Genomic DNA, 12,230 nt, shown 5'->3' with positions numbered 1-12,230 from the left:
ACGTTTGTTTCATGGATGTGAAAAGATCGTATCACAGCTGTGAAAAGATCAGATCACCTATATGAAAAGATTAATTCAGCTTGACGCAACTATTTGATTCGCTATTAACTCCTTCAAATAAAGCATGACTTTCGGATGACTTAATGGCATGTCCTCTAGGATTTCTTTAAGCTCTCGCGTACTGATATCAAATGAAACCAGATCTGAATGATATGAGAAATGAATGTTTATGTCTGGATTACTGCCTATAAGCATAGCCATTGTACCCGCCAAATCTCCCCAAGGCGGACAATCAATATGAGATGAGACAAAACAAGCAACAACTACCGTACCTTTTCCCTGTATGGAAGATATTTCCACATTCCCGCCTGTTTGCTCCGCGTTTTGTATCAAGAAAGGTAAGCCTAGACCCACTTTTCGTGTCGTGCGAGTCGTATAAAACGGATTACGGATCAGAGAGACTGTTTCCGGATCCATACCACAGCCATTATCCGCGATACGAATACATATGGATGTGTCCTTTATCTGTATATCTATCTCTATGTCAGAAGCTTTTGCTCTGATACTATTAGCGGTTATATCCGTGATATGAAACGAGAGATTATCCATGAGAGGCGAAAATTAAGTGATTGTCTTTTTGATCAAAAGCCTTTCGTAAGCCATCGAAGGTTAATTCCTCCGTTTGCCAAATGGAGGGCTGAGTACCTATTTGTTCGGGGCAATGAGCATCCGAGGCTGAGTATTGAGTCTGCTCTTTCGAATACCCGTGAATAGACAATAACTTACTGTATCTTTGCTGATTATTATATTCAATAGCATCTAAAGATAAGCAGGGGTCTATAAAACCTAATTGACTGATCAAGCTGAATGACGGACGTTCTACATGGGCGGCTACAAATAGAGCATCCACCTTACGTGCTTGAGCGGCTATTTGGTTTACGCTTTGATCCAAGGCGGAGAGCAAAAGATAGGGTACTTCTCCTAGAATCTCATTCTCCGCATTCACCCAAACTTGATCGCCAAAACGTTCCGGATCATTTGGAATTGGAGGGAGATGCTCTTCTAAATATCGTTGGAATCGCTTACGGGATTCATCGGTCGGGAAATAAACCAGACAATGCGCTTCCTCACGGGTCGTAACTTCTACGCCCGCAAAGACCCTTAGTCCGAATCTCTCGCCAAGGGATTGAATCTCCGGGCATTGTAAGGTCGTATTATGATCCGTAATGGCAATAGCATCCAAACCTTTCGCTAAGGAACGACGCACGATCTCCGACGGGCTCATTTCCAGACTGCCACATGGCGACAGGCAAGTATGGATATGTAAATCAGCTAAATACTGTTTCATCCATTCTCATTCTGTAATAAGCGGTAAATCATACCGGAAGCCTCGAACGCGGAGCGTGTAGTTCCTAAAAGAGGGACAGCCTCTTCCCTACCTTTTTGTAAGGTCTCATCATCCGGAGAGGTTCCGTTCACGATCAATACCGCGGAGACGTCTTTTAAAGTAGCCACGGCCAGTATATTCTGATGCGTTTGCATGGTAATCCATAGCATACCCTCTTCGATATGTCCCATGACATCACTTAGTAAATCGCTCGTATAGCCTCCGGTTATCTCTGTATCAAGGCCCTCTTCTCCACAAAATACAGTAAGATTCAACATCTTCACTAAATCACAAACCTTCATATTTAGCTCCTTTCTTATAACAATCCTTATTTAAACGATCTTTCCCCCATGTCTTCTCAACGATACGGAAGGCATGCTCTTGGTCTAGTTTACCGTGCTTCTCCATATTACGTTGCATAAATACGCAATCACTGAATTGAGCCTCGTGGCGTACGATATCCTCGGCCAAGCTTTGACAGTTCGGGCTGCCGCAAGCGCCACAATCGATTCCCGGTAGGTAGCACATCAATTTCCGCACTTGCTCCATTTTCTTCAGCATCTCATCGATCGTTCCATCGTACAACCGTTTGGGATTCGGTTGCACCGGACGGATCGTAATATGCTGCCTCAAATAGGATAAAGCCTCGAAATTATCGGCGGCGTATATCATCGGTACTTTATCCCGGTTCATGGATCGCTTCATGATACGCTCGGCCGTGAGGAAACGGTTCGCTACGGCTAATACACCTCCGGCACAGCTACGGTCGCAAGCCCTCAGTTCCAGAAAGTCTACGTTACGTACCTCGCTGGTCGTTTCCATTCGTTCCAAGAAATCGATCACATTATGGATCTCATCGATCGCGAGGCAACGACCGGAGAAATGTTTGGCCTCCCCTCCTGTCTGGCTCCATCGCATCTCTTTTTTCGTTAATGGCGGAGGAAGCTCACATTCCGGCTCATATCCTCTCGGGCGATTCTTAAGAATATGGTATACCTTATTATATAGGGTATCCATATTTATCACGCCTTTGATCGTAGATGAATAACCTTCCGCTCCCTTCAACGCCGCGATTTTCGCCGCGCAAGGCGTAACATAAAAGATACCGATCTCTTCCGAGGGAATACCTTGCCCTTCCAATATCTTATGATAGTAAGTGGCCGAGGCGTTTACCGGCGCTTTCACCAATAAAATATTCTCCACCAGCGCAGGGAAACGGACTTGTATCAACCGGACAATGGCGGGGCAAAAAGAACTGATCACCGGTTTTTCCTCGGCGTTTTCCATCTGCCGTACCATTTCCTTATGGATCATATCGGCGGTAAACTCTACTTGGAAAACATGGGTAAAGCCCAGTTCCATAACGGCGCTGATAATTTCCTTCTCGGTCGTATACTTTGAGAACTGCCCGATAAATACCGTGGGCATCAACGCTACCCTGCATTTATAATCAAATATACGCTGGAAGTCATCCTGCTCCACATAGATAGCCTCTGTCGGGCACGATTTCAAGCACTCGCCGCAATCCACGCACCAATCCTTATGGATCAAAGCCTTACCATCCCGGATACGGATCGCTCCCGTAGGGCACTCTTTCATGCAATGCGTACAGCCTATACAGCGGTCATTGTCAATCTTCAAGGCATGATAAAAATTAGCTTCCTCCATGGTCTACGCTCCTTCTTTATTAAACCATGTGACCATACGTACCGTGGTACCTACGTCTACTTGGCTCTCGATCGTTAATTCATCTACGTTCTTCTTCATATTTGGAAGTCCCATTCCGGCACCAAATCCCATTTCACGCACGGCCTCGGATGCCGTCGAAAACCCTTCACGCATAGCTAGCGATATATCCGGGATTCCGGGCCCTTCATCCTTCAGTTCCAAAGATATTTTATCAGCGTCCAATTCAGCGACAACCGTTCCTCTCCAAGCGTGAGCCACGATATTCACCTCCGCCTCATAAAGCGCCACGACCACCCGCTTAATGATCCGGGGATCGATAGCCAATTGCTTCAAGACCTTCTTTATCTGGCTAGACGCATAACCCGCCTTCGAGAAATTACCGCCCTCCAACTCAAACTTAAATAGCATATCTCACGACCTCCTTTCTTAATATATAGGAAGGAGCCCCGCGCTATAAAGCTCTCCGACCGTATGATACATAGAATGATCTGTCTCCAGAAGAACCATATTGTTCTCACGAGCCAGCTCCAGCATATCCGGGGTTACTTTCTTCCCCCGCACGAAAAGTATATAAGAAACTTCCGCCATCTCCGCGGTACGGATCGTTTGCAAATTACAAAGTCCTGTCACCAACAGCACATCGCCACAATCCAGCGTAAGCACGTCACTCATCAGATCGCTGGCAAAAGCGCACTGCACATCGTTCTCCCGTTTCTCTGAGCCACAGACGATGGAGGCATCGGTAAGCTCTTGAATTCTTTGAATCTTCATAAGGTACCAGAGGTTACATTTTACATGGGCTAATGTAAGAAATAATTTCGAATGTCGGCCTAGTATATTACATTAATTACTATCTTTGGTACACTAACAAAAAATAATCCTTATGTTCAGTAAAGAAACTTATATGGCCCGCCGGGCTAAGCTGAAACAAACCATAGGTTCCGGTTTGTTGCTATTCCTTGGAAACGACGAGAGTGGGATGAACTACGCCGATAATACGTATCACTTCCGTCAAGACTCTACCTTCTTGTATTTCTTCGGATTGCCATACGCCGGGTTATCCGCTATCATCGATATCGATAACGATAAGGAGATCATCTTTGGCGATGAGTTGACTATAGACGCGATTGTATGGATGGGTACGCAGCCCACCCTAAAAGAGAAGAGCGAGGCCGCAGGTATCAAGGAGGTCCGTCCTTTCAAGGAGATCGAGACATACTTGAAGAATGCCCAGCAAAAAGGCCAGCCAATCCATTATCTGCCGACGTATCGTGCGGAACACCAGATCAAGTTATTCCAATGGTTGGGTATCGTACCCGGTGCGGAGAAACCTTCCGTACCTTTCATCATGGGTGTCGTAAACCAACGGAATTATAAGAGCGAGGAAGAAATCGCCGAGATCGAGAAAGCCTGTATCGTAACCGCCGATATGCACCTGACTGCCATGCGTACCGTACGTCCGGGAATCCGGGAGTCGGATGTAGCGGCTGCCGTTGCGGAAGTAGCTTTCGCCAACAATTACCAGCTCTCCTTCCCTATCATCGCCACGATCAATGGGCAGACTTTGCACAACCATGATCATAGTCATATGATTAAGAGCGGTGATATGCTGTTATTGGACGCCGGTGCCGAGACTGAGATGGGATATGCCGGAGATATGTCGTCCACCATCCCGGCCGACTCAAAATTCACGACCCGTCAAAAAGACATCTATGATATTCAAGTAGCCGCCCATGAGGCTGCCGTAGCGGCTTTGCGCCCGGGTATTCCTTTCGTGGATGTATATGAGTTGTCTTGTAAAGTGATCATGGAGGGTTTAAAGGACCTTGGTTTCGTGAAAGGAGATCCGATGGAGGCCGTAAAAGCCGGTGCTCACGCCATGTTTATGCCTTGTGGCCTAGGTCACATGATGGGATTGGATGTACATGATATGGAGAATCTGGGAGAGGTATACGTTGGTTATGACGGACAGCCGAAGAGTACGGAATTCGGACGTAAGTCATTGCGCTTGGGACGTAAGCTGGAACCGGGTTTTGTCTTGACCATCGAGCCGGGCGTATACTTCATCCCCGAATTAATGGATTTATGGAGAGGCCAGAACAAGTTCACCGAATTCATCAATTACGAGAAGTTGTTTACATATAAAGATTTCAGTGGCATACGTAACGAGGAAGACTATCAGATTACCGAGAACGGCGCTCGTCTATTAGGAAAGAAGATCCCTTTGCGTACGGAAGAAGTAGAAGCAATTCGATAAATCCTATACATTATTATATATAAGCTTATGCAAAAGGGAGAGCCTTAAAAACAGCTCTCCCTTTTTGGGCTAAACGAGAAAGACAATGTATGAAACGATTTAAAAGCGATATCCAATACTTAGAAAGAACGAATGCATAAAACGAATCCGGGGCATACTAAGCCTTTTTCCCTCTACAACGAAGTTTCGCCCTCCACTATATAAATCAAAATTCGAGAATATATACCCCAAAGAGAATATATACCGCTGGTCTATATCAAGGCTCAACATACTTTTAATATGATAAAATAACGATTTACCTCCCTTGTTCTTTATATGATCGAATTTTTGAGGTATCCATACCCCGGGAGTGTTTGGAACATAGCTTATATTAAACTCTTGATTGACAGGCAAAGGAATGGTTAATCCAGGTGAAACGACCAAAGAGAGTCCCGTATCCTTGTCTTTCCCGAATTTAAAAGTGGGAGTTACTAACTGGATGGCCGGACGTAACGCAAAGAAATGACAGCCCGGATTACTCTCATCTGAATCCCAGAACCACTGATTATCTCTTGAAAACCCCGTATAACTATCTTTCTCAATCGTATTACAGAAAAGCAACCCCATAGTAATTCCCACATAAGGAATCGGTAGATAAGTAACAGATGGCTCTACCTCCCATGCTGAATTATTATTCAAGGCACCGGAGAGTTCTACTTTCCACATATGGGATTTTTCTACCTCTTGCGCCTGTCCCTCAAAGGTAAAGATCAAACAAATAAAGAAAAGTATAGATCTCATTATATATAGGATGTTAGTTGTTCATTTACAGTAAAGACAGAGGACCTTCTCAATCACCCTATCCATTAGGGTTAATAAATCAAAAAGAGTTAATAATAAACACGGACTTAAAAAGAAAGTGTACATTTCCTTCTCAGACTATACATGCTATTTCATCATCTCGAAACGAAAACTCGTGAATCGATAAAAAAAGGCTGTCCCATCTTGAAGTGGAACAGCCCTCTTTGCTAAATAATACTGATTAAATTGCTTTCAGAATCTCGGTCAGTTTTTCCGGTGTGACGTTGGCGGCGATTATCACTCCTTCGTCGTTAATCAAGAAGTTCTTGAAACCTTTTCTTAAATCATACTTCTTGTACAACTCTGACTCTTTACCCAGTCCTTCGTGAAATTGCGTTGACAGATCCAACTTGTCAATCTTTACCGTCTCGGTAAAAATAGATTCTTTCTCATCCATAGAGATCGAACACATCGCGATTTTGTCCGGACCAAACTTGTTAACCTCATTCGCCAATTGCACGTTACGAGCCCGCGATTCCGCATCGTAAGCCGCCCAAAAGTTGAGCAATGTATAACGTCCTAATTGGTTGTGGAAACTGGCTTTAGCGTCGTTTCCCAAAAACTCTATTCTCGGAGCTAGATCACCGGGGTTCACACCCTCGGTAAGTTTCGCCTTTTTCGAACCGGCAGACATTCCTAATAACGCTACCGATGCGATGAGAACATAAGCTCTTACCTTCATATTTTCAATTTTACGTTAAACTTAATCGGGGGAATCTCCCGGGGGATAAACTCCCGACTCCTGATTTTCAGGATCGTAAACAAGCATGTTTCTTTCGCTAAAGAGACACTTACTTGTCTTTAACGGGTGCAAATATAAAGCCAAATACTTCTTTCTACCAAATTATATAGCGATTTTCTGCAAATTAGCAAGCTTTTTTATATGTTTTAGCGCACACATCGATAAAAAATTAACTGTTTTGCAACATAAATTTAGAAGTAGAGTACCTTTTTCTCCCCGAGAGAACCGCAAAATCATCAAGAATCATTAGCTTCCCGCTCCCCTACCTTTAGACCGACAACAGGGAATCCTTAGCGATTTCATCTTTAAGTATAGATTATCCAACGGCTGTTGCATAATCATCTAACAGCTGGTGCATGATCTTCCAACAGCTGTTAGATGATCATGCACCAACTGAAAAATTAGTAATGCTTCAAGAACAAACCGCTAATCCTTCTTGGAAAAGAGGCTAATAGCATTAAGAGATTCCCTTTAATCACCTTGTACTGCCATCTTGAAAAATAAAAGGAAAAAAATACCCTTCCCTCTTGTTTATTCAAAAACTTCCACTACATTTACAGTGTACTATTAAACTAATACACTAAAGCAGCAAAACATATGATTACATTAAAAGAACTCTCATTCAGCTATAGCCGCAAAAAAGAGGTACTTGATCGTATCAATCTTGAGGTTAGATCGGGACACATCTGTGGCTTATTGGGAAAGAACGGTGAAGGAAAGACTACGCTTCTAAACCTTCTAAGCGGACAGATCTTTCCGGATCAAGGTTCTTGCCTCGTATTGGAGGAAACTCCTTCCGAGAGAAACGCTCGTTTCTTGCAGCAGATCTTCTTATTGCCGGAGGAAATCTCCATGCCTGAGGTCACCGCCATAGAATATATAAAGATGTACGCACCTTTTTATCCGACATTTAGAGACGATATCTGCAAGGCTTGCGTAGAATCGTTTGAGATCAATCTATCCGATCGCCTGTCGAAAATGTCTCAAGGACAACGGAAAAAGGTGGCGATAACCTTGGCGCTGGCCGCTCATACGCCCCTGCTTCTAATGGATGAACCAACAAATGGGCTGGACATTCCCTCGAAAGCGACATTCCGCAGACTGGTAGCCTCTTTGATAGATGACAATCAGACGGTTATTATCTCCACGCATCAGGTCAGGGATCTGGAAAGCTTGATCGACACGGTATTGATCTTAGACCAAAGGCAAATCCTATTGAATAAGACGTTGAACGAGATCGGCGAGAAACTTTATTTCGGACCACTCCTGCCGGAAGAGAAAGCTCTTTATTCCGAGCCTACCCCGCAAGGGACAATAGGCGTCACCGCAAGGGATGGCAAGGAAGAGACGGTCGTATCCTTAGAGTTGCTCTTTAACGCGGCGATAACTTATCCCAAAGAGATCCAAAGAATCATGAACTCCTAAAAATGACATAGTTATGAAAACAGATTTTAGTATACAACGCATCAATCTTTTACTTCGCAAAGATTGGATAGAGAATAAGAAAAAATTAGCTTATGGGGTATTGGTCATCCTCGGAGTCCTCTTCTTTTTCCTGTTATCCTCCATTTTATGGGATACGAGATTCCGTACCTTTACATTATATGTATTGGGATCATTGGGGACTTTTATCGCTTTCTGTAGCTACGTAAACTTGATGATACACCGCCCTAGAGGATTATTCTTGACGCTTCCCGCAAGCAACCAAGAGAAATTTGCCGCTATCCTGATCGAAGGTATCGTGGTATTCTTAACGTACCAAGTCACGTTCTGGACTGGGACGGGAATAGCCTCAATGCTCATTCATATACAGCCTGTAGCATTCAAGGACATTATCATGACCTTGCAAGATTTCACCATGCTGGCATTTGTCGGTTCCTTGATGTTCCTCTCTTACGTCACATTCAAGAAGTATGCTTTAGGAATCGCTTGTGGTGGATATATATTGATAATCGCTTCTATCATAGGGATTGTTTATCTATGCATAAACATCTTGAATATCCAGCCGGGTATGAATAGTTTTTGTTATGAATCTTCCCCGCTTTATACCGCCGTGTATTGGCTAAGCTTTGCCTTTACACCCGCATTTCTCATCGCTACCCTCGTGATCTTATACGTCGCTTATCTAAAACTTAAAGAAAAGGAACTAAGATGAACTACAATACGAATCAATCCATATTTATCCAGATAGCCGAGCGGATTTGCGACCGGGTATTGAGTGGTAATTACAAAGCCGATAGCCGTATCCCGTCCGTACGGGAACTGGCGGTAGAGATGGAGGTAAATCCAAATACGGTCATGCGTTCCTTCGAGCGCCTGCAAGCCAACGATATTATTTACAACAAGCGTGGGATCGGCTACTTCGTCGCTTCCGACGCCGAGCAAAAAATCCGTGAGATGCGCCATAACCAGTTCGTGGAAGAGGTACTTCCCGCCGTCTTCAAGGAGATGCACCTGCTAGATGTAGGTATCGACGAGCTTACGAAAGCCTATACATTATATATATCTACCATTAAATAAAGACAATCATGAAAAAAAGTAATCGCGTATTTATCGCCTTGATAGCGACATTATATATCGTTCCAGCCCTCACTTTCGGCGTTGCCCAGTTTACGTCGGAAAAATGCCTTACAGGTTTCACGCAAAAGTTTCAGATTATCCAGATAGATAATCCGGAGTTGAAAGCGGAAAACATAAAAGTCGATACGAGAACCGCCTCCAAATTTCCCCGGGGGCAAATACTGGAAGCAAAAGACCGGTCGCTGCTCTATTACGAGGGAAAGAAACGGTATTTGCCGGAAGTCAGCCGCCACGATTCTCTATTATTGGTTAGCGGGGCGAGGGACGCCGGGCAAGATAAAAATCTCACGTTGCATATCCGTATCAACAATATCCAGAAGATCCGTCTGAACGGAGAAGAGATTTGGACTAAGTAACAAGCACATACACACATTATTTCTTAATCATTAAATCGTACTATAATGAAACAAATCATTATGGCAGCCCTTCTTATATCCTTTTCTTGGGGTGTCCGGGCACAACAATTACAGATCCGGGGGAAAGTCATCGATCTATCCGACAAGTCTCCTCTTGAGTTCGTGAATATCACGCTTCAAACAGCCGATTCCGCATTCATCACAGGGACGACGACGGATAGTAAAGGACTTTTCCGGATCGAGAAAGTCAAGGCCGGAGATTATCAAGTATCTGTTTCCTCCATAGGTTACAAGACTTCGGTAGTCTCCGTGCTGGGACTTTCCCAGCCTATAGATCTCGGTACGATCTCATTGGCATCCTCCTCTATATCCTTAGATGAAGTCACGGTCAACGCTTCCGCTATCCGTAATACGGCGGACCGTAAGATCGCGTTCCCTACCTCCGAGCAAAAAGCGGCCTCCAGCAATGGCATCAACCTATTGAACGCCTTGATGCTTCCTCGTTTGGAAGTAGACCCGATCCGGAATAGCGTATCGCTACCGAATGAAGGGACTATTCAATTCTGCATCAACGGTATCAAGGTGGAGCTATCCGATATCCGGGGCTTATCGCCACAGGAGGTAATCCGGGTAGAATATCATGATAATCCGGGCTTACGTTACGGTAACGCCTCTGTCGTACTCGACTACATTGTCCGGAGGGAAACTAGCGGCGGTTCTGTCAATCTGGATCTTAGTAATTCACCGACCACCTCTTTTGGAGACGATCAGGTGTCGACGAAGTTCAATCATAAGAAATCGGAGTTCGGATTGCAATACGCCGTCCGCTACCGGAATCCGTATCATATATGGACGGAAGGAGTCGAGACCTTCCGCTTTGAGAATGGCGAGACGATGGAACGTACCTCGGAAGGTCTGCCAAGAGGAATGTCCGAGACCGCTCATAACCTCTCTCTTAATTATAATCTGGTAGATAACGACCATTATTATTTCAATGCTACGCTACGCTATTTCTTATCAGACGAGGATAAAGGTGGCGGCAAGAACCTGTATACCAACAATAATCCCGAGGATAAGACATACGCTTGGAATCCAAATAGCAACTCTACCAAACGTCCTTCCCTCGACCTTTATTACCAACGCTCCTTACCACATAAGCAGACATTGATACTTAATATGGTAGGTACGTACATACATACGAACGCAAACCAAATGTATCAAGAATGGAAAAACGATATCCTCTTATCGGATATCTTGTCGAACGTGGACGGAGACAAATATTCCATCATCGGCGAGGGAATCTACGAACGGCAATTCGAGGCCGGTCGATTGGGAGGAGGATTGAAACACACCCAATCGTGGACGGATAACACCTACAGCGGAACGGTTGGAGGACGAACCAAGATGAAACAGTCGGAGACGTATCTCTATACGGAATTCAGCGGACGTGTCAAGAAGTTGAATTATACCGCCGGAATAGGTGTCTCCCGCTCATGGTTCAAGCAAGAAGGCGAGGAAGATTATCAATATTATACGTTCCGCCCAAAGGTATCCTTACAATATAACTTTACGGATAATATGTATTTCCGGGTGAACGGTAGCGTAAATAATGTCTCACCTAGCCTATCGGAACTAAGCGCCATCGAGCAATATATCGATACGCTACAGATACGCCGGGGAAATCCTTATCTGAAACCCTATAAGAGTTATGACATGCAAGCCAATTATCTATATAAAAAAGGAATATTCACCGGAGACTTAAACTTTTATTACAGTAATAGCCCGGACCGGATCATGGAGGAAGTGATACGAGAAAATAATAAGTTCATTCGCATTACCGATAACCAAAAAGGATGGCAGAAACTAAGCGGTGACTTGACATTACGTGTCGGCCCTATCATCAAGCGGATCATAAGCCTATCCGTGACAGGTGGAGTCAATCGTTATATCAGCGAAGGAAATAGTTATTCGCATACCTATACCAATTGGTATTACCGGGCTTCCGTCATGGCTATGTACAAGAAATTCATGGCTATGTTCCAGATACAAAGTAGCTATAATACGTTTGTCGGCGAATTATTGCATGGCGGCGAGAATATCCATATGTTTATGTTCCGGTACAATCAAGGTAAATTCGCCGTTGGAGCCGGATTGATGATGCCTTTCTCCAGCCAGTACAAACGGGTAGAGGAAAATCGGAACGCTTACGCTCCCAGCCGTACGAACATGTACGCAAACGACTTCAGCCGAATGTTGATGCTAACCTTCTCTTGGAATTTTGACTTCGGTCGCAAGTTCAAGGAGGCCAACAAGAAACTTTGGAATAGTGACGAGGATTCGGGTATCATGCGATGATCCTCAAATAAAAAAAGTCCGGTA

At 44.4% G+C, this 12,230-nt stretch carries 14 protein-coding genes; 6 read left to right on the top strand and 8 right to left on the bottom strand.

What is annotated here, in order from left to right; translation table 11 throughout:
• Positions 1-75: 75 nt before the first annotated feature.
• From CI959_RS17535 to CI959_RS17510, 6 genes are read right to left on the bottom strand one after another with little or no spacing between them, the layout of a single operon-like run.
• The gene (locus CI959_RS17535; RefSeq protein ID WP_005862300.1) at positions 76-609 is read right to left on the bottom strand and encodes an ATP-binding protein; all 534 of its coding nucleotides are present in this window, start codon (positions 607-609) and stop codon (positions 76-78) included.
• Positions 602-1,348, bottom strand: coding sequence for a PHP domain-containing protein (locus tag CI959_RS17530; RefSeq protein WP_057317055.1), 747 nt, complete (start codon positions 1,346-1,348; stop codon positions 602-604). Before CI959_RS17530 ends, CI959_RS17535 begins: the two co-directional genes overlap by 8 nt.
• The gene (locus CI959_RS17525) at positions 1,345-1,689 is read right to left on the bottom strand and encodes a DRTGG domain-containing protein (RefSeq protein WP_022192654.1); all 345 of its coding nucleotides are present in this window, start codon (positions 1,687-1,689) and stop codon (positions 1,345-1,347) included. The genes CI959_RS17530 and CI959_RS17525 overlap by 4 nt, the downstream gene beginning before the upstream one ends.
• Positions 1,676-3,055 (bottom strand): [Fe-Fe] hydrogenase large subunit C-terminal domain-containing protein, encoded by a 1,380-nt coding sequence (locus tag CI959_RS17520; RefSeq protein WP_009017459.1) that lies wholly within the window; start codon positions 3,053-3,055, stop codon positions 1,676-1,678. The genes CI959_RS17525 and CI959_RS17520 overlap by 14 nt, the downstream gene beginning before the upstream one ends.
• Positions 3,056-3,058: 3 nt before the next feature.
• The gene (locus tag CI959_RS17515) at positions 3,059-3,484 is read right to left on the bottom strand and encodes an ATP-binding protein (RefSeq protein WP_057317056.1); all 426 of its coding nucleotides are present in this window, start codon (positions 3,482-3,484) and stop codon (positions 3,059-3,061) included.
• 18 nt (positions 3,485-3,502) lie between these two features.
• Positions 3,503-3,847 carry a hypothetical protein gene (locus CI959_RS17510; RefSeq protein WP_005856945.1) on the bottom strand — a complete coding sequence of 115 codons (345 nt, stop codon included), beginning with the start codon at positions 3,845-3,847 and terminating at the stop codon, positions 3,503-3,505.
• 112 nt (positions 3,848-3,959) lie between these two features.
• Here CI959_RS17510 and CI959_RS17505 point away from each other — a divergent pair, with 112 nt between their 5' ends.
• The gene (locus CI959_RS17505) at positions 3,960-5,333 is read left to right on the top strand and encodes an aminopeptidase P family protein (RefSeq protein ID WP_057317057.1); all 1,374 of its coding nucleotides are present in this window, start codon (positions 3,960-3,962) and stop codon (positions 5,331-5,333) included.
• A 99-nt stretch (positions 5,334-5,432) separates the two neighbouring features.
• On the opposite strand, the gene CI959_RS17500 is transcribed toward CI959_RS17505, so the two are convergent.
• On the bottom strand, positions 5,433-6,113 hold the full coding sequence (locus tag CI959_RS17500) for a hypothetical protein (RefSeq protein WP_008779890.1): 681 nt from the start codon (positions 6,111-6,113) through the stop codon (positions 5,433-5,435).
• Positions 6,114-6,354: 241 nt separating this feature from the next.
• A complete protein-coding gene (locus tag CI959_RS17495) occupies positions 6,355-6,855 on the bottom strand; it encodes a thioredoxin family protein (RefSeq protein ID WP_005856939.1) in 501 nt (166 codons plus the stop codon).
• A 657-nt stretch (positions 6,856-7,512) separates the two neighbouring features.
• On the opposite strand from CI959_RS17495, the gene CI959_RS17490 reads away from it, so the two are divergent.
• Genes CI959_RS17490 through CI959_RS17470 form a run of 5 tightly spaced genes read left to right on the top strand, consistent with a single transcriptional unit; the run spans position 7,513 to position 12,206 of the window.
• A complete protein-coding gene (locus CI959_RS17490) occupies positions 7,513-8,340 on the top strand; it encodes an ATP-binding cassette domain-containing protein (RefSeq protein WP_057317058.1) in 828 nt (275 codons plus the stop codon).
• Between the two features lie 13 nt (positions 8,341-8,353).
• On the top strand, positions 8,354-9,070 hold the full coding sequence (locus CI959_RS17485; protein ID WP_057317059.1) for a hypothetical protein: 717 nt from the start codon (positions 8,354-8,356) through the stop codon (positions 9,068-9,070).
• On the top strand, positions 9,067-9,435 hold the full coding sequence (locus CI959_RS17480; protein ID WP_005856933.1) for a GntR family transcriptional regulator: 369 nt from the start codon (positions 9,067-9,069) through the stop codon (positions 9,433-9,435). Before CI959_RS17485 ends, CI959_RS17480 begins: the two co-directional genes overlap by 4 nt.
• 8 nt (positions 9,436-9,443) lie before the next feature.
• Positions 9,444-9,851, top strand: coding sequence for a hypothetical protein (locus CI959_RS17475; protein ID WP_057317060.1), 408 nt, complete (start codon positions 9,444-9,446; stop codon positions 9,849-9,851).
• 45 nt (positions 9,852-9,896) lie between these two features.
• Positions 9,897-12,206, top strand: coding sequence for an outer membrane beta-barrel protein (locus tag CI959_RS17470; RefSeq protein ID WP_057317061.1), 2,310 nt, complete (start codon positions 9,897-9,899; stop codon positions 12,204-12,206).
• Positions 12,207-12,230 lie beyond the last annotated feature (24 nt).

This window comes from Parabacteroides sp. AT13, from assembly GCF_002272965.1.
Classification (GTDB): domain Bacteria; phylum Bacteroidota; class Bacteroidia; order Bacteroidales; family Tannerellaceae; genus Parabacteroides; species Parabacteroides distasonis.
Note: the sequence above shows the minus strand (reverse complement) of the source record. Positions and strands in the feature narration are given on the sequence as shown.

Excerpts from the sequence above, each read along its gene's own strand:
- CI959_RS17535 (WP_005862300.1), bottom strand. The coding sequence starts at position 609 with ATGGATAATCTCTCGTTTCATATCACGGATATAACCGCTAATAGTATC.
- CI959_RS17530 (WP_057317055.1), bottom strand. The coding sequence starts at position 1,348 with ATGAAACAGTATTTAGCTGATTTACATATCCATACTTGCCTGTCGCCA.
- CI959_RS17525 (WP_022192654.1), bottom strand. The coding sequence starts at position 1,689 with ATGAAGGTTTGTGATTTAGTGAAGATGTTGAATCTTACTGTATTTTGT.
- CI959_RS17520 (WP_009017459.1), bottom strand. The coding sequence starts at position 3,055 with ATGGAGGAAGCTAATTTTTATCATGCCTTGAAGATTGACAATGACCGC.
- CI959_RS17515 (WP_057317056.1), bottom strand. The coding sequence starts at position 3,484 with ATGCTATTTAAGTTTGAGTTGGAGGGCGGTAATTTCTCGAAGGCGGGT.
- CI959_RS17510 (WP_005856945.1), bottom strand. The coding sequence starts at position 3,847 with ATGAAGATTCAAAGAATTCAAGAGCTTACCGATGCCTCCATCGTCTGT.
- CI959_RS17505 (WP_057317057.1), top strand. The coding sequence starts at position 3,960 with ATGTTCAGTAAAGAAACTTATATGGCCCGCCGGGCTAAGCTGAAACAA.
- CI959_RS17500 (WP_008779890.1), bottom strand. The coding sequence starts at position 6,113 with ATGAGATCTATACTTTTCTTTATTTGTTTGATCTTTACCTTTGAGGGA.
- CI959_RS17495 (WP_005856939.1), bottom strand. The coding sequence starts at position 6,855 with ATGAAGGTAAGAGCTTATGTTCTCATCGCATCGGTAGCGTTATTAGGA.
- CI959_RS17490 (WP_057317058.1), top strand. The coding sequence starts at position 7,513 with ATGATTACATTAAAAGAACTCTCATTCAGCTATAGCCGCAAAAAAGAG.
- CI959_RS17485 (WP_057317059.1), top strand. The coding sequence starts at position 8,354 with ATGAAAACAGATTTTAGTATACAACGCATCAATCTTTTACTTCGCAAA.
- CI959_RS17480 (WP_005856933.1), top strand. The coding sequence starts at position 9,067 with ATGAACTACAATACGAATCAATCCATATTTATCCAGATAGCCGAGCGG.
- CI959_RS17475 (WP_057317060.1), top strand. The coding sequence starts at position 9,444 with ATGAAAAAAAGTAATCGCGTATTTATCGCCTTGATAGCGACATTATAT.
- CI959_RS17470 (WP_057317061.1), top strand. The coding sequence starts at position 9,897 with ATGAAACAAATCATTATGGCAGCCCTTCTTATATCCTTTTCTTGGGGT.